We start from the raw sequence: 14,632 nt of genomic DNA, 5'->3' as shown, positions 1-14,632 counted from the left end.
TTTGCCGCCGGAATCCAGCCCGGTCGGTCCCTACTTTTCAAGAACCTTCGCACCGGCCGGAAGTCCCTGCGGTTCCGCATGCTCGTCGTCCAGATAGTCGCAAATGCTGGCATCGTTCAAAGACGATTTGAGGGTGATTTTCTGAACGTAGCTGAAGGCCGGCCGCCCTTCACTTGCCACACACCGGTACTGATACTTCGATTGCGAAAAGCAGATCGTTTCGTATTTCGGGACCGAGAAATTGTAAGAGGTGCAATTGGCCGCATAGGCATTGGCGGACAGCATAAACATAGGAACCAGGAACAGTCCGATACGCATCCTTCTTCTCCTTATTCAGAACCGGTTCAGCGGCAAAAAACGTTCTCCCAACGCATTCGGTACAGCCGGGTTTCCGCTTCGCGCGGGTCAGCCTACGTCGAACAGCCAGGCCTTGGCGTCGCTCACATTGCCGAAGCCGCGAATTTTGCCGTCGGTAATTTTTCTTAGGGCGGCGGACGCGGATCCAAAAACATCGTAGTCCGCAGGGTCGCCCCTGTCCTCGGGTAGAACAACGGCCTCACGGACGAGACCGCCAGCAAGCACCCGTGGAAACGCATATTCGGCGAGCCACGTTTCCGAATGATGGAAGCCGCTGTTCAAGTGGCGCAGGTCGGCCAGCCAATACGCGTATCGACCTGTATCGAACTGGTCACAGATATAGGTCAGGACCGCGCGAAATTCGGCCACGGTGTAAAAACCGCCGATCCATGTATCGATGATCAGCTTCTTTTCCGGAAAATGCGAAACGATGGCATAGGTCTTACCGTCACCGGTGCGAAACGTCCGCAGATCCTGCGGGGCAAAAGCCGCCTTGACGTCGTACCGTACCGTATCGTCCATTTCTGCCCTGAATGCTTTGCCTTGTGCCGGAAACCGGCCATCCGCCAGCGCGGGAAGAATTTCCCTATATTCCGGCCAAAGACATTAGGATATTTTCATATCCCTCTCAACATCAGGTAGACCGGGCAGATAAAAGGGCAACGGCTGCGCTCGGTTTGGGCAGCCCCCCGTCACACCGGCTGCGGCGAGGGCATCGGCTCATCCGGGATCTGGCCCAACTGCCGCAACAGGCTCAGTTGGTCCTCGCTATACCAGAAATCGGTGATCCGCCCGTCCCGGATGCGCACGAGGTCGATCCCGGTAATGCGCACCTTTCGTCCTGTCGGCGCAATACCGAAGAACGGCCCCTGATGCGTCCCGGTCAGGATAAATCGTCCGGTGACCATCTCGCCGTCAACCAGGATCATGTCCACGGTTTCATGCATGTCCGGAAAGCCCGTACGCCATTCGCGAACTAGCTGTTTCAACCCTTCCGGCCCCGGCTGAAGTCCCGGCGGCAATTGATGATCCGTGAAGTCCGGCGCGACCAGTTCGTCCACCGCATCCGGATTCCCCTTGCACCAGAATTCTTCGTAGAACCGGCGCATCAGCGCCTTCTTCGCTTCGACCGACATTCGCCCGTCCCCCTCAATGTATTGCGCGTTCGGGATCGGCCAAAAGGCGCCCCGGCGTCGCTCGTAAAAACCGCTCGAACAATCAGGCGGATGCCGCCACCAGACGAAGGTCGGTAGGGTCCTCACAGCCGTTCGCCGCAAGATATTTTGCATCGGGAATCTGAGTGGTATCCATCGTCAGAATCTTACTGTCGGGTAAACCGGTCGCGCGCAAATCCTCAAGCACCAGTTCCGCGGCATGATGCGGAAGGATCACATGCAGAAGATGGGCGTTTCGCATAACATTCTCGGTCGAGCGGGTCTCACATTTATAATCCAGGAAGCTCGTGAACTGGGTCAGGTTCTCTTTTTGCAAAAATCTATTAATGTTCAACTTGTCAAAGTCGACACCATAGGCCTTCAGCGAGTCTATAATTTCATACGGGACCGTGTTCGCTATGACGATCGATTTACCGGACGCCGCGATCGACTGCAGTTCCATAAGGTACTTTGTGAAGGATTCCTCCATACCACCGATTGAGAGCAATGAAATGAGGATGCGTTTATAGCAACTTCCGCAATAAAACTTATGGGGCGGAAAGAATCGGGCCCGCTCGGACCATTTGCCGATGTCACGCTTGGGCATGGGGAAAACAAAGTCCTGTTCCTCGCTGCAATGCGGGCAGGTGCATTGAACTGCATAGGGAACCCTGGTGGCGAAAAACGCCGACTTGAACTTGGGACTGGTGTCGATGCCTATCCGGACGTTTTCGGCGAATTTCGCGCCGGCCAGTTTGTCCTCAATGATCGGATCGATAGCCTTGTAAAACTCCTGATCGCTCATTTCCGTCATGTTGTATCTGGGACGGTAATGCAAGGTCTCGCAATAGGCGATGTTCGACTCGATCAACCCCTTGGCCTTCGCGACATCGAAGATCGGACTGCCGGGATAAGGCATGATGTAATCGGTGTGGATGATATGATCGATACCGTATTTCTTGTAGAAATAGATCGTCTTCTCGACGGATTCCCGGGTCTCCTTCGGGTCGCCGAAGATGAAGTTGGCTTGAACGCCAATACCGGCCTGTTCCGACAACTCGATTGCGTTTTGAATTTGGCTAGCGGTAATGCGCTTGTTCATGCTTTTGAGCACGCCGTCATCCGCGCTCTCGAATCCGTAGCCGATATGGATACAGCCCGCGTCCTTCATTGCCTTCAACAGATCAAGCGTCACATCCCCAACGCGCATTGACGCGTTCCAATCGATCTTGATGTTCGACTTATTGAGCAGGTCGCAGAACTCGTAAATCCGGTCGGACTTCACCGAAAACAAGTCGTCATAGATCTTGAGAATGTTGATCTCGTACTTGTTATGAAAATACGCGATCTCGTCGACCACGCTCTGCATGGACCTGCCCCGGTACTTCCGCCGCGATCCATCGAGCGTCGAATATTGGCAGAACGTGCATTTGAAGGGGCAGGAACGCCCGGAGCTCAAAGGAAGAACCCGCGGGTATTTTTGCGTGATGACGTGAAAATAGTTGTCGAACTGATTGCTGATCTGAAAGTACTTTTCGATCTCCATCACGTCGTAATCGGGCAACGGCAATTCGTCCAAACCGTAATTCGCATTGCGCAGCTTGTTGTAGACGGGTCTGCCGTCCCGCCAATACGAGATATTCTCAATTGCTTCCACCGAGCCGCCGGTTTCCAAAGCGTGCAGCAGTTCTTTGATCGGCAACTCACCCTCATCCATGATACCGAAATCCGGACGCAGGGTTTCGAACAAGGATCGGTCATTGGTCAGGATGCTGCCGCCCAACAGAATCGGCGTATCGGGCGCGAATTTACGGACAAACCCTATCGCGTCCCGCACGAAAAGGTACTCCGCGACCATGCCACCGACGGCGATCACTTGCGGTTCGAACTCATGGATATTTTCTTTGATCGAGCGCGCCAGGGCGTCCGGCGCCGTTTCATCGCTGAGTATCCAACTTGTATTGACCCCCCGCACGGCATGCCCCTGCGCGATCATCATGCCGGAAATATAGGCCGGGCCTTGGGGAATCATATCCAAGCTTGGGCCCTTATTCGGATAATTCCCTTGGGGGTTTATCAGAAGAACCCGCATGCGTTCCGTCCTTTCGCCATGTTTTCTATTGGATCTCGGCTTCTACGCAGAACCAGCAAGAATAATGCCTAACGCAGATTGTCCTGCTCGGCTATTTCTTTTGCGGCGAACAAGCCCAGGCGTCCAACAGACCTGCGGGCGGGCCACGTTTCCGAATGATGGAAGCCGCTGTTCAAGTGGCGCAGGTCAGCCAGCCAATACGCGTATCGGCCGGCATCGAATTGGTCGCAGATATAGGTCAGGACCGCGCGAAATTCGGCCACGGTGTAAAAACCGCCGATCCATGTATCGATGGTCAGCTTCTTTTCCGGAAAATGCGAAACGATGGCATAGGTCTTACCGTCACCGGTGCGAAACGTCCGCAGATCCTGCGGGGCAAAAGCCGCCTTGACGTCGTACCGTACCGTATCGTCCATTTCTGCCCTGAATGCTTTGCCTTGTGCCGGAAACCGGCCATCCGCCAGCGCGGGAAGAATTTCCCTATATTCCGGCCAAAGACATTAGGATATTTTCATATCCCTATCAACATCAGGTAGACCGGGCAGATGAAAGGGCAACGGCGGCGCTCGGTTTGGGCAGCCCCCCGTCACACCGGCTGCGGCGAGGGCATCGGCTCATCCGGGATCTGGCCCAACTGCCGCAATAGGCTCAGCTGGTCCTCGCTATACCAGAAATCGGTGATCCGCCCGTCCCGGATGCGCACGAGGTCGATCCCGGTGATGCGCACCTTTCGTCCTGTCGGCGCAATACCGAAGAACGGCCCCTGATGCGTCCCGGTCAGGATAAATCGTCCGGTGACCATCTCGCCGTCAACCAGGATCATGTCCACGGTTTCATGCATGTCCGGAAAGCCCGTACGCCATTCGCGGACTAGCTGTTTCAACCCCTCCGGCCCCGGCTGAAGTCCCGGCGGCAATTGATGATCCGTGAAGTCCGGCGCGACCAGTTCGTCCACCGCATCCGGATTCCCCTTGCACCAGAATTCCTCATAAAACCGGCGCATCAGCGCCTTATTCGCTTCGACCGACATTCGCCCGCTTCCCTCGATTGTCCCAAACCACCGTAGCCCGGCCACTGTATCCAGGGCACCCTCCCCGAATTGCAATCGTCAGGCGTCTGCCACCACTCTCTGTCAGAGTCGCCAATTCGGGTCACCATCATCAGTCGGCCGAAATCCATATTCCTTGGCAAAGATTGGGGATTTTCCGCTGTTTCGCGGCAGCCGAACCGGCCCTCAGACCGCTTCTGCATACAATCCTATGTCCAGCTGTACACAATGTCGCCGGCTGGGTTGACATCTTCGAGGTGCCTATTGGGCTACCCTGCGCCCGACACATGAGGTTGAGGGGCACATGTGAATTTGAACGGTGCTGATCGAAACGGTCAGCGCCGTAAACGGTTCGTTCGGAAAAAACCGTGCGGCATGATTTTTGGTAAAAAAGGAAAGCATCCTATGTTGAAGACATCTCTGACCGCCCTGGCCTTCCTCGGCACCATGGCGATTTGCACAACCGGCAGCGCCGCCGTCACCACCTTTGACGATCTGACCGCTTTCCAGGGCGCCCTGCCCGGCGGCACGACCACCGTGACCGAAACCTTCGACAGCGCCATCGCGAATGCCGCCGTTCTCAATTTCGCCTCCGGTGTGATTTCCACGGCGACCCCGTTTTCCGGTTTCGGTCACAATGTGAGTTCGGGTGTGTTCAATGCGGACATAGACTTCGAAGACGAATTCTCTCGGCCGACCAGCATTGTTTGGACATTTCCAACGGGTTTTTTCGCGATCGGGTTCGATGCTTTCAGCGTGAACGCTGCAGCAAACGCCGGCGTTAACGTTACGATCATTGACGATGATGGTGCGGAAACGTTCCTGTTGCACGACGTCATTGGAGGCACGTTTGTATCAGACGATGGCTTTGCCGGTTTCATCAGCACCGGAACGATTTCATCCATCGAGTTCACCGGAACGGCATTTCCATCCGGCTTGGATACTTTTGAACTCGACAATGCCACTTTCGTCTCACAGAGCGCGGTGGTCCCGCTCCCCGCAGCACTTCCCTTGATGGGCGCGGCCTTAGCCGGGTTCGGCCTGCTCGGCTGGCGCAAACGTCGCCTCACGGTTTGATACCGCCGCTCATGACGCCGATGCCTGTCACGCAGGCATCGGGTCTGGGCATGGGACAAAGCCTGTTGCCCCCACATCGCGGCTTGGTCGCACGGCCCGGTTCGTGGTCAGATAGTGCCTGAAAGGTTGCCGGACCAAACGGCGATCAGCGAACGGCGATGATGGGAGGAAACGGCGCGATGGGACATATCGGGGCGGACGTAACGCTGGACAATCCGGCATTGGTACATGACAGCGCCTATCTTTACGGCAAGGTCTATATCGGCCCCGGGGCCTCGATCTGGCCGAATGTGGTGACGCGGGCGGAGATGGAGGAAATCCGGATCGGCGCGCGCACCAATATCCAGGACTTCGTGATGATCCATGTGGGCGCGCGAACGCCGACCATCGTGGGCGAGGATTGCTCGATCACCCACCATGTCACCCTGCATGGCTGCGAGATCGGCGACCGCTGCCTGATCGGCATCAACGCCACGGTGATGGACGGGGCCAAGATCGGCGCGAATTCCATCGTCGCCGGCCATACCATCGTTCGGGAAAACGCGGTCTTCCCCGAAAACTCGATCATCGCCGGCGTCCCCGGCAAACGCGTGGCGGAACGCGACAACAGCAAAGCGAATTTGGGCAATGCGCGTTTCTACCATATGAACGCGCTAAACTATGCGGAAGGCCGCGACCGGTTGACGGAGGATCAATTGGCGGAATTGAAGGAATTGTTCGGGGGGTGACGTTTGGATGATCAGAACCGCTTTACGGCGACGAACAGCCGGACCATCGCGGGCCGTGCTTTCAGGAAGGCGCGGTAGGTGACTTCCAGGATAGGCTCAACGCCCGGCAGGGCCGCCAACCGCGCCAACCAGCGCCAGCCGGGTAACGCCCGCCAGACTTCGATAAACGCCGCCGCGCCGGACAGCACTTGTCCGTCCGAGGCGATGACATGGAAACGCGCCATCGCCGCCTGCCGGTCGAGACCTTGAGGGAGCGCGGCGTTCTGTGCGGAGACATCGACAAGACACAACCGGCCGTCCACGTCGCGGTCCCGATACAGGCCGATCTCGGCTTTGCAGAGCGGGCAGGACCCGTCGTAAAGAACGGTCGTCCCTGCCCCGCCCGCGCCATTTTCATGCATATCCCAATGCTTTCCCGCGCCGGAAGCGCGCCACTCTGTACGACTGCTTGGTGCAAGGGATACGCCCGGGCCGAACCGGCGGATCAATGAACGCGGTGCAATTACCGCGCGACTCTGTCAGACACCCTAATTCACACTAACCCGTCTATTGTTTGACGAAATGTTCGGGGCGTAAGACGGCTGGGTTTCGACCCCGGTCCGGCTGGGTCTAGTCAGGGGCGTTGAAAGCCTTGCCCGGCGCGCTGTCGGGCCAAGCGCCGGTGGGGAAAAAACTCTCCAAGCCCGGCGCGGTGTGATCGGCCCCGGCCAGCAGTTTAGTGCAGGTCAGCCGTGGGTAGTTGTCCAGGTCGACGTGCCACAAACACGTAGATTTCCATGCGCCGCTCGCTTCTACGAACCGGAGGACCATGCCTTCCCCCGGCGGGCTGGGGATGTCGAACCGCCCGGCCGCGGATGTTGTTTCGCCGTCGATCCGCAACTGCATCGAAAGGCCGTCGCCATCGGCCGCGATGCGGGCATTGCCGCTATAGGCTGCCCTGCCATCGGGCAGCTGGCCGACCACGACATAGTCCCCGGCAAAGAAGTCGGGCGGGATACCCGCGCCGCCCGCAGGACCGGATGGGGACGCCTCCCCGGCAAGAACCGATGCACCCGTTATGCCGATGATAGAAAGGCAAAACACGACAAGTCGAATGTGCACTAGTTGCATGTTTCGATCCCATTGGTGACCCGAGATTCTATGTCTCTATGGTACTGTCAAAATACCATTCCGAGGCCCTCGCCCGATGTGACACTACCTTACTGAAGACACTAGTCATCGGTCACGTGAAGAGCCAATTGCGCTATTTCCACAGCTTTGTCCCATGGCAGCCCATTCTGCTGATCGAAAAATAACGGGTGGTCGTATTCCCGAACGTAGATCTTCGGTCGGGCTGCTCCCCATTCGACATTACATTCCACATTCGCCAGTTCTTCACCGGGCTCACTTTGATTGTAATAGGGCATGGTCACGGTCAGCCAACCGAAACTGCCTAGTCCGGTTTGGTCGGAATCGTAGGTCTTGAGATACCGTTCGAAATTTGCCTCTGATTGTGAGACCCACACGCCCCAAATAAACGGGTCATCAACACCGTGGATTGGAATCTCAAGCGTGCCCCGAATAAAAAAATCTAAGTCTTCTTCCGTACCAGACGTATGGCTAATTATGCAAAAGTCATCACTATCTTTGATGCGTTGTGTTCTCTCGTCTTCTGGGATCCAATAATACTGAATCGGACGAGGATAACTGATAGAGGGCGAGCCTCGATGCATTTTCCCGCAGCCCGAACATCGAAATTCAAACCTCTTTTTCCCTAAGTTTATTCCGAACAATTGCATACTGAATCGCCTATCGATAGTCGATGCATTAGGTATTCCACATCGGATGATCATCGGAACCATGATCTTAAGATAGAATTGTTCGTTAAACTATCGCCTCAAACAAAACACCGTAATTCTATCCATCCCGTTTGTAGTCAGATGAAATGTTTGGAAACCCATGCAACGCCACTTGATTGAATTGCTCCAGAACCATGTTTCCGCCGACGAGACGGAAGAGGAACACCGGAAGAATACGCTCGGCTTCGTAAGCCGCACACCGAACTGCGCAAGCAGGGAAACTTTGGAAGGTCATGTCACGGCATCGGCCTGGATACTCTCCCCCGACCTGAAGTCAGTCCTGCTCACCCACCACAAGAAACTTGGCCGCTGGTTCCAGCTCGGCGGTCACGTGGAGGACGACAGTTCCATACAAGCCGCCGCGCTTCGGGAAGCACGGGAAGAAAGCGGCATTGCCAAAATGGACCTGCTCGACGAGGCCCTGTTCGATATCGACGTCCACCTCATCCCGGAAAGGAAAGGCACCCCGACCCACTACCATTATGATTGCAGGTTCTTGATACTGGCCGGCGACCGAGACTTCATCGTCAGCCCGGAATCGAACGATCTGGCTTGGCTCGCCCTAACGGAAATCCCGCAAAGCCTTGCGGACGACTCCATCGTGAGAATGCAGTCGAGGACCAAGACCGTCTTGAAACGACTGGGTAAACTACCGTGAGGTGAGGGTTTAATCGCGGCATCAACTGACTTTACTATTTAGTTAACTGTCACCGTAACTCTGAATTCGATACCTTATTTTGATTGCAGAACAATTTCGTTCCAATCAACTGGTCCAGTTTCTATTCGCTTCAAAATCGCTTTTCGAACTAAGCTGGCAGCATGATCTAGTTTTTCTTCGGAGGTCTTCGTACTTTGAATCCTACCAGAGTGAATTGCTCTCGAACCAATATCGTATCCGTCTCTAACCGCCTTAATGACAGACTTTCTTTCGTCCAATTCATCTGCCAAATAAAAAGCTGCCCTTAGACCAAGGCGATATCGAAGTTCTCCTGTTTCGTTGTCGTCAAGAAACAAAGCCTCAGAGCAAACTCGCAAGAACATGGCGCGGTCTTCCGGACCAGTAACAGAAAGATAATCGTTATAGAAGCGCAGAGGTACACTCAGTCGCTCTCTCTCGGTTCTATCTAAGCGACGAAACTGTTCTAACAACATTTTCGTACATGTCGCATCTCTCTCTAATATTCCCCCGTTTAGTTCGACTGGCCCTAAGAAATTTCTATGTAACACAAAACTCCCACCCCAGTGTGGAACTGAGTCAGCCGGAATAGTGGTAAACCCCTCTAACTGAATACCTTTTTGAGATTGAGTTGCATAAATCAAACGCGCATCATTTATCTCTTCCCGAATTGCCTCCACATTATCAACTGTTTGAAGGCTACTAAACGCGCCTTCCCCTTCGCGTCGAGGTCTTGATATCTTCTTGAACAGTAACGCTGTCGCCAGCGAGCTTCGCCAATTCGCGCCTTCTTTTGCATAGCCTCTAAAAAATCGCACAGGTGGCGTTTCTATTGGCGAGACAAACACACCGTCACCCAATTCGAGTGCCTCGAAATCATCTTCAAATAAAATACCGTGCACCAAAGCTATCACATAAAAATCTATCTCGGACGCCGAAAGGTACAGCTTGACATCTTCTACCGCTCTAGCTGCCGACACCTCTAAGCCTCTAACCAAAAGCCAATTAGCGAACATTTGTCTATGGGTTGCGTTTTGGAACTTTCCCCGACAATCGATTGATTTAGCTAAAAAATTAAAAATACCTACGTCTTCGATAGCTTTGGAAAAATCGCTGCATATCGGCAAATTCAAGAGAAGCCCCTTATCAAGGCTCGATATAGAATGCGTCAGAAGATACTCTGACAATTGCGCCAACACCTGTTCAAGCATTGGGCACAAGTCACGTTCTAGGTCAAAATAAGCAGCAGTGTTTCTTTGCATGTTGCGTAACCGAGTTTGGCTCAGAGCGCCGCGCCGCACCCGTCGTCGGATACAGCATAGAATTCTTGTATGTATCTACCAAACACCGCGCCGCCTGATAGCAATCGGACAGATATGAAATCCGCTTTATCCATGTCGAATTTCTCCGTCACATAAGGAAGGACATACGGCACATAGTGATTGCAAAGCAGCACCATGATCCTGCCGATCTCCGGGCTGTCGAACAGGCCATCGACCATCGGTTCAGGCTGGATACGCATTTCCACTCCTTTACCGTGGGCCGTATCAACCAAGACACCCGAATCTAACAGCTTCCAATCTACGTTCTGCGCCGCAGCCGGCGCCGCCAAGGTTAGAACCGCTGCCATGGCGACCAAGCTTGTTCTGAAAAACATCCCACGCCCCATCCGTATGGTCGTCGTTTACTGTTTTCGTTAAGACGGCAGCCTACCAAACAAATGCCTGCCTTGCGATGGCTACTGAATGGTAAGTTCAGACGCAAAGCGTGGTGCACTTGCGGTGACGGTTACGAGGTGGATTCACCTCTGACAGATCCCTAGCGACGCGCGCCGTTCAATAAAGTCCTCTCTCGGCCATGATCTTGCCCTGACGGTCCGATTCCGCCTGGGTCAGCCCTTCGCAATGGTCGACCAGCATCGTCGCATAGCTGGGCAGCTCGTTCCGCTGAATCTGGACATCCGGGTTCCAAAGCTCAGATCGCTGCAAGGCTTTCGCGCAGTGCACGAAGGCCTCGTTCACCGTGATAAGCAGGCCGGTAATCGGCGCGCGGCCCTTCACCGCGCAAGGATCGAGAAGACGGCGGTCGTCGGTAATCCGGGCGAGACCGTTTACGCGCAATGTCTCGTTCATGCCGGGTACCAGAAACAACATACCGATTTTCGGGTTTTTCAGCAGGTTCGCCGCGTTGTCGAGCCGGTTGTTGCCGACCCGATCGGGCAGGAGCAAATGGGACTTATCGATGACCCGAACGAAACCCGGCGGGTCGCCCCGCGGGGAAATATCGGCCCCGTCGTCGCTTTGGGACGAGATCAGACAAAACGGCGATTTTGCAATGATCGCCCGGCAATGCCGGTCGAGCGCCGGCAGCACCTTGTCGGTCGACCGTGTCATCGGTTCCTTGTGCATCGCGCGCAATGCGGCTTCGTCCGTCACGACGCTGACATCCCCGGGAAGCCCGTCCGGATAAAACCCGTCTTGAAAATTTTCGCTCACGCTCGTCTCCTTGATCGCCTGCGGGCGGCCCAAAGCCATAGTCTAAGCAATCATCCGGCACACGGGAAGGCGGCCGCCCCCCTACCCCGCCAGTCCCCCTGGTCGACATCGATATCCACCTCATTCCAAAAAACCGCACCCCGGCACAAGACGGCTTTGTTTTCAGGGGCTTGGGGCTGGACGGCGCGAACCTGTCATCGCCGGCAAGGGCACGAACAAGTTGCCCTCGCTCGGCACAATTTTTCTGTTTACAGTATTTTATTACTGTTTTACGTTAATTTTTCTATGCTTTTCAATTTCAGGAACCCCCTTATGACACGGTATGAAAGAATCACCAGCACGAGCAAGAAGCTCTCTTTTCTCTGCCTCGCGCTGCTCTGCCTCCTCCCCTTTTATCTGGCCCATCACTGGCTGTTGCCGACCGACCTGTGGTTTGACCAGATGCCTTTCGGCGAGTCGACGAAGTACTTCGATTCCTGGCCGCCGCCGCCGGAACAGCGGGCATTGGGGATCCTGATTTGCTTTCTGCCGGGGTTTTTCATGGCGAAAGGGTTGTGGCACCTCAAGCAACTGTTCGCGCTCTATTCAAAAGGCGTGTTCTTTTCCGAGGCGACCGTTCGGATCTACAGCCGGATTGCGACGGCAGCGGTGCTTTTCGTCATCATCTGGATGGTCTCGGAATCCCTCTTGAGCATCGCCATGTCCTACCACACGGCCTCTCCCGAATTGGAGATAAGCTTTGACCATACGCACGCACTTGCGCTGTTTGCGGCTTTGGTGATGCGTGTGACGGCGTGGATCATGTCCGTTGGGCACAATCTGAATGTCGAAAACCAGTCATTCGTCTAGAGCCATCACATCGCCGAACCGGGATTCAATCATGACCATTATTGTCCGCCTGGATGTGCAATTGGCACTCAGGAAAATGAAATCGAAGGAACTGGCGAAGGCCATCGGCATCACCGAGCAAAACCTGTCATTGCTCAGGTCAGGTAAGGTCAAAGGTGTGCGTTTCGAGACGCTGGATAAGATATGCGCCACGTTGGACTGCCAACCCGGAGACATCCTCGAATTTTCATCCCCCAAAAGCGAGAATGAACGAGAGGAGGATCGTTAGAACCTGAAGCCTCTCGAAGCGGTTTCACCGGCACGGGCAGCTACCGCAGCCTCAATGAGGTTAACGACGGAAGATGGACGGAAAGTGACAGTTTGCCGAGCTATCCGTCCAATCCGCCGCTCTTCACAATGAACTCAACAATCTCCTCAACGCCCTTCCCGGCCTTCAGGTTCGTGAAGTAGTACGGCCGTTCGCCGCGCATGCGTTTGGTGTCCTGGTCCATGACGTCCAGGCTGGCGCCGACGAGGGGGGCGAGGTCTGTTTTGTTGATGATCAGCAGGTCGGAACGGGTGATGCCGGGGCCGCCCTTGCGGGGAATCTTCTCCCCCGCCGAGACGTCGATGACATAGATGGTCAGGTCCGCCAGTTCGGGCGAATAGGTGGCGGCCAGGTTGTCGCCGCCGCTTTCGATCAGGATCAAATCCAGGCCCGGAAACTTTTCCATCATCGTGTCGACGGCGGCGAGGTTGATGCTGGCGTCTTCCCGGATGGCGGTATGCGGGCAGCCGCCCGTTTCCACGCCCATGATCCGGTCTTCGGGCAGCACGCCGGTTTCGGTCAGGATGCGCGCGTCTTCCTTGGTATAGATGTCGTTGGTGATGGCGCAGAGATTGAAGCGGCCATACATCGCGCGGCTCAACTGTTCCATCAACGCGGTCTTGCCCGACCCGACCGGCCCGCCGATGCCGACGCGCAGCGGCCCGTTCATGTTCGATGTATTTTCCAAGGGACCGGATGTTTCCGCAACTGCACTCATGACCTGAACAACCTTGTATATTGGGTTTCGTGTTTCATCGATGCGATGTCGATCAGCGGCGCGAAGCCGCCCAATTCCTCAAAACCGGCCTTGGCGGCCCAGTCGGCGCGGGAAAGCAGCTCGCCTTCCAGCGCGGCGAGCACGCGGATGCCGTCGCTTTGGCCCAGCGGCACAAGCCGCACCCCCGCCGAAACGAGGTTCGCCACCACCCCGTGCAGGAATGCCGCCAGCGCGTCTTCCAGGGCAATGCCGCTCAACCCCGCCACCGCGCCGACCGCGATGGGATAGGGCGCGCGGGCGATGTCCCGGACCAGATCCTCGCCGCACCCGTCCAGTACCGGCCAGCCGGCCTTGGCCGCCTTCACGAAGGCCTTGCCCTGGGATTCGGATTCCAGCAGGCGTTCCTCGCTGGGGTTCAGCGCCAAGGCGAGGTCGACCAGATCGGCCAGATCCACGCCTTCACCTATCTCACCCGCTTGGCCGGTCACCCGCCGCCACGCTTCCGCCAGCAGTATCGCGTCGCTACGGCCGGAGCCGTGCTGCAACACATCCAACAGCCACAGGCGCAGGGTCTCCGCGTCTTTCACGTCCCCCTGCTCGACTGCCCATTCCAAGCCATGGGAATAGGTGAAGGCGCCAACCGGAAAGGACGGCGACATCCAGGTCATCAAGCGCAGCAGCGCCCGGCTTTCCGAAAGAGAGGACGGCGCTGCCATGGTTCAGCCCCTAACGATTTTGGCCCTAGTGGGTTTGCCCGAAATGGGAATGGTCGTGGTCGCCGCTGGCGTCATAGGCATGGACATGGTCATGCGGGCCGTGGCTGTGGCCCATCACGGTGCCCTGGCCATAGGCCCCGCCTTCCGGCTGGAACGGGCGGGAAACGACGGTCGTCCACGCGCCCAGGCCCTTCAGCATTTCCTCGATCACATGATCGTAGCGGATGAACACCGCCGCTTCATGGATCTCCGTGGGCAGATGCCGGTTGCCCAGATGCCAGGCCACCCGCATCAGGTCGTGGCGGTTCTCGCAGGTCACTTCCAGCAGCTTTTCTTCCGCCGCCTGAACCGCGACGAGGCGGCCGTCTTCCAGCCGGAGCGCGTCGCCCGACGAGATCGCCACCGGCCGGGGCAGGTCCAGCAGGAAGGAAAGCCCGTGCACCCCGTTCATGGCAATGCGCCGGCGGTGGCGCGCGTCATAATCCAACACAACCGTATCGACGGCCTCGCCGTTCCACGTGCCGCGTTCAAGTACCGTAACCGCTCTAATCATAAAATCTCCCTAGCATGAATTCCG

The 14,632-nt window shown here is 56.1% G+C and carries 20 protein-coding genes; 5 read left to right on the top strand and 15 right to left on the bottom strand.

All coding sequences use genetic code 11. The features are described from left to right. Nucleotides 1–30 precede the first annotated feature (30 nt). The 6 genes from EOI86_RS06635 to EOI86_RS06610 all read right to left on the bottom strand — a co-directional run bounded on the left by EOI86_RS06635 (nucleotide 31) and on the right by EOI86_RS06610 (nucleotide 4,633). Nucleotides 31–318, bottom strand: a complete 288-nt coding sequence (locus tag EOI86_RS06635) for a hypothetical protein (RefSeq protein WP_127764308.1) — start codon at nucleotides 316–318, stop codon at nucleotides 31–33. Between the two features lie 87 nt (nucleotides 319–405). Further along, nucleotides 406–879: a hypothetical protein gene (locus EOI86_RS06630; protein ID WP_127764307.1), complete on the bottom strand. Its 474-nt coding sequence runs from the start codon at nucleotides 877–879 to the stop codon at nucleotides 406–408. A gap of 170 nt (nucleotides 880–1,049) precedes the next feature. Further along, entirely contained in the window at nucleotides 1,050–1,493 is a 444-nt protein-coding gene (locus EOI86_RS06625) for an ester cyclase (protein ID WP_161973726.1), read from the bottom strand. An 82-nt stretch (nucleotides 1,494–1,575) separates the two neighbouring features. Then, on the bottom strand, nucleotides 1,576–3,603 hold the full coding sequence (locus EOI86_RS06620) for a B12-binding domain-containing radical SAM protein (RefSeq protein ID WP_127764305.1): 2,028 nt from the start codon (nucleotides 3,601–3,603) through the stop codon (nucleotides 1,576–1,578). A 68-nt stretch (nucleotides 3,604–3,671) separates the two neighbouring features. Beyond that, nucleotides 3,672–4,019, bottom strand: a complete 348-nt coding sequence (locus tag EOI86_RS06615; protein ID WP_127764304.1) for a hypothetical protein — start codon at nucleotides 4,017–4,019, stop codon at nucleotides 3,672–3,674. 170 nt (nucleotides 4,020–4,189) lie between these two features. Then, nucleotides 4,190–4,633 carry an ester cyclase gene (locus EOI86_RS06610; protein ID WP_127764303.1) on the bottom strand — a complete coding sequence of 148 codons (444 nt, stop codon included), beginning with the start codon at nucleotides 4,631–4,633 and terminating at the stop codon, nucleotides 4,190–4,192. Nucleotides 4,634–5,056: 423 nt separating this feature from the next. On the opposite strand from EOI86_RS06610, the gene EOI86_RS06605 reads away from it, so the two are divergent. Both EOI86_RS06605 and EOI86_RS06600 read left to right on the top strand, forming a co-directional pair. Further along, nucleotides 5,057–5,728 carry a VPLPA-CTERM sorting domain-containing protein gene (locus tag EOI86_RS06605; protein WP_127764302.1) on the top strand — a complete coding sequence of 224 codons (672 nt, stop codon included), beginning with the start codon at nucleotides 5,057–5,059 and terminating at the stop codon, nucleotides 5,726–5,728. A gap of 179 nt (nucleotides 5,729–5,907) precedes the next feature. After that, nucleotides 5,908–6,456: a gamma carbonic anhydrase family protein gene (locus EOI86_RS06600; RefSeq protein ID WP_127764301.1), complete on the top strand. Its 549-nt coding sequence runs from the start codon at nucleotides 5,908–5,910 to the stop codon at nucleotides 6,454–6,456. Nucleotides 6,457–6,467: 11 nt separating this feature from the next. Here EOI86_RS06600 and EOI86_RS06595 read toward each other — a convergent pair whose 3' ends face one another. From EOI86_RS06595 to EOI86_RS06585, 3 genes are all read right to left on the bottom strand, one after another. Next, entirely contained in the window at nucleotides 6,468–6,857 is a 390-nt protein-coding gene (locus EOI86_RS06595) for a thiol-disulfide oxidoreductase DCC family protein (RefSeq protein ID WP_127764300.1), read from the bottom strand. A 208-nt stretch (nucleotides 6,858–7,065) separates the two neighbouring features. Further along, the gene (locus EOI86_RS06590; RefSeq protein WP_127764299.1) at nucleotides 7,066–7,566 is read right to left on the bottom strand and encodes a hypothetical protein; all 501 of its coding nucleotides are present in this window, start codon (nucleotides 7,564–7,566) and stop codon (nucleotides 7,066–7,068) included. Between the two features lie 101 nt (nucleotides 7,567–7,667). Next, a complete protein-coding gene (locus tag EOI86_RS06585) occupies nucleotides 7,668–8,234 on the bottom strand; it encodes a DUF2199 domain-containing protein (protein ID WP_161973724.1) in 567 nt (188 codons plus the stop codon). A gap of 160 nt (nucleotides 8,235–8,394) precedes the next feature. On the opposite strand from EOI86_RS06585, the gene EOI86_RS06580 reads away from it, so the two are divergent. After that, complete coding sequence (locus EOI86_RS06580) at nucleotides 8,395–8,952, top strand: NUDIX hydrolase (RefSeq protein WP_127764297.1); 558 nt, start codon at nucleotides 8,395–8,397, stop codon at nucleotides 8,950–8,952. Between the two features lie 74 nt (nucleotides 8,953–9,026). On the opposite strand, the gene EOI86_RS06575 is transcribed toward EOI86_RS06580, so the two are convergent. From EOI86_RS06575 to EOI86_RS06565, 3 genes are all read right to left on the bottom strand, one after another. Beyond that, entirely contained in the window at nucleotides 9,027–10,232 is a 1,206-nt protein-coding gene (locus tag EOI86_RS06575; protein ID WP_127764296.1) for a hypothetical protein, read from the bottom strand. A gap of 20 nt (nucleotides 10,233–10,252) precedes the next feature. Then, nucleotides 10,253–10,627 (bottom strand): hypothetical protein, encoded by a 375-nt coding sequence (locus EOI86_RS06570; RefSeq protein ID WP_127764295.1) that lies wholly within the window; start codon nucleotides 10,625–10,627, stop codon nucleotides 10,253–10,255. 178 nt (nucleotides 10,628–10,805) lie between these two features. After that, nucleotides 10,806–11,465, bottom strand: a complete 660-nt coding sequence (locus tag EOI86_RS06565; protein ID WP_240035578.1) for an MSMEG_1061 family FMN-dependent PPOX-type flavoprotein — start codon at nucleotides 11,463–11,465, stop codon at nucleotides 10,806–10,808. A 312-nt stretch (nucleotides 11,466–11,777) separates the two neighbouring features. Here EOI86_RS06565 and EOI86_RS24525 point away from each other — a divergent pair, with 312 nt between their 5' ends. Together EOI86_RS24525 and EOI86_RS06555 are read left to right on the top strand one after the other, a co-directional pair. Continuing rightward, entirely contained in the window at nucleotides 11,778–12,314 is a 537-nt protein-coding gene (locus EOI86_RS24525; RefSeq protein ID WP_161973723.1) for a DUF2975 domain-containing protein, read from the top strand. A gap of 31 nt (nucleotides 12,315–12,345) precedes the next feature. Next, entirely contained in the window at nucleotides 12,346–12,582 is a 237-nt protein-coding gene (locus EOI86_RS06555) for a helix-turn-helix domain-containing protein (RefSeq protein ID WP_127764292.1), read from the top strand. Nucleotides 12,583–12,682: 100 nt separating this feature from the next. On the opposite strand, the gene ureG is transcribed toward EOI86_RS06555, so the two are convergent. From ureG to EOI86_RS06540, 3 genes are read right to left on the bottom strand one after another with little or no spacing between them, the layout of a single operon-like run. Beyond that, nucleotides 12,683–13,291, bottom strand: a complete 609-nt coding sequence (gene ureG / locus EOI86_RS06550) for an urease accessory protein UreG (RefSeq protein WP_205032156.1) — start codon at nucleotides 13,289–13,291, stop codon at nucleotides 12,683–12,685. Between the two features lie 44 nt (nucleotides 13,292–13,335). Further along, entirely contained in the window at nucleotides 13,336–14,055 is a 720-nt protein-coding gene (locus EOI86_RS06545; protein WP_127764290.1) for an urease accessory protein UreF, read from the bottom strand. Between the two features lie 25 nt (nucleotides 14,056–14,080). After that, nucleotides 14,081–14,608, bottom strand: coding sequence for an urease accessory protein UreE (locus EOI86_RS06540; protein WP_127764289.1), 528 nt, complete (start codon nucleotides 14,606–14,608; stop codon nucleotides 14,081–14,083). Between the last annotated feature and the right edge of the window lie 24 nt (nucleotides 14,609–14,632).

The sequence above is a fragment of the Hwanghaeella grinnelliae genome, from assembly GCF_004005845.1.
Lineage (GTDB): Bacteria > Pseudomonadota > Alphaproteobacteria > UBA8366 > Aestuariispiraceae > Hwanghaeella > Hwanghaeella grinnelliae.
The sequence above is the reverse complement of the archived record's forward strand: the minus strand, read 5'-3'. Positions and strand labels throughout refer to the sequence as shown.

Coding starts and splice junctions, on each gene's coding strand:
- EOI86_RS06635 (WP_127764308.1), bottom strand. CDS start 318: ATGCGTATCGGACTGTTCCTGGTTCCTATGTTTATGCTGTCCGCCAAT.
- EOI86_RS06630 (WP_127764307.1), bottom strand. CDS start 879: ATGGACGATACGGTACGGTACGACGTCAAGGCGGCTTTTGCCCCGCAG.
- EOI86_RS06625 (WP_161973726.1), bottom strand. CDS start 1,493: ATGTCGGTCGAAGCGAAGAAGGCGCTGATGCGCCGGTTCTACGAAGAA.
- EOI86_RS06620 (WP_127764305.1), bottom strand. CDS start 3,603: ATGCGGGTTCTTCTGATAAACCCCCAAGGGAATTATCCGAATAAGGGC.
- EOI86_RS06615 (WP_127764304.1), bottom strand. CDS start 4,019: ATGGACGATACGGTACGGTACGACGTCAAGGCGGCTTTTGCCCCGCAG.
- EOI86_RS06610 (WP_127764303.1), bottom strand. CDS start 4,633: ATGTCGGTCGAAGCGAATAAGGCGCTGATGCGCCGGTTTTATGAGGAA.
- EOI86_RS06605 (WP_127764302.1), top strand. CDS start 5,057: ATGTTGAAGACATCTCTGACCGCCCTGGCCTTCCTCGGCACCATGGCG.
- EOI86_RS06600 (WP_127764301.1), top strand. CDS start 5,908: ATGGGACATATCGGGGCGGACGTAACGCTGGACAATCCGGCATTGGTA.
- EOI86_RS06595 (WP_127764300.1), bottom strand. CDS start 6,857: ATGCATGAAAATGGCGCGGGCGGGGCAGGGACGACCGTTCTTTACGAC.
- EOI86_RS06590 (WP_127764299.1), bottom strand. CDS start 7,566: ATGCAACTAGTGCACATTCGACTTGTCGTGTTTTGCCTTTCTATCATC.
- EOI86_RS06585 (WP_161973724.1), bottom strand. CDS start 8,234: ATGCAATTGTTCGGAATAAACTTAGGGAAAAAGAGGTTTGAATTTCGA.
- EOI86_RS06580 (WP_127764297.1), top strand. CDS start 8,395: ATGCAACGCCACTTGATTGAATTGCTCCAGAACCATGTTTCCGCCGAC.
- EOI86_RS06575 (WP_127764296.1), bottom strand. CDS start 10,232: ATGCAAAGAAACACTGCTGCTTATTTTGACCTAGAACGTGACTTGTGC.
- EOI86_RS06570 (WP_127764295.1), bottom strand. CDS start 10,627: ATGTTTTTCAGAACAAGCTTGGTCGCCATGGCAGCGGTTCTAACCTTG.
- EOI86_RS24525 (WP_161973723.1), top strand. CDS start 11,778: ATGACACGGTATGAAAGAATCACCAGCACGAGCAAGAAGCTCTCTTTT.
- EOI86_RS06555 (WP_127764292.1), top strand. CDS start 12,346: ATGACCATTATTGTCCGCCTGGATGTGCAATTGGCACTCAGGAAAATG.
- ureG (WP_205032156.1), bottom strand. CDS start 13,291: ATGAACGGGCCGCTGCGCGTCGGCATCGGCGGGCCGGTCGGGTCGGGC.
- EOI86_RS06545 (WP_127764290.1), bottom strand. CDS start 14,055: ATGGCAGCGCCGTCCTCTCTTTCGGAAAGCCGGGCGCTGCTGCGCTTG.
- EOI86_RS06540 (WP_127764289.1), bottom strand. CDS start 14,608: ATGATTAGAGCGGTTACGGTACTTGAACGCGGCACGTGGAACGGCGAG.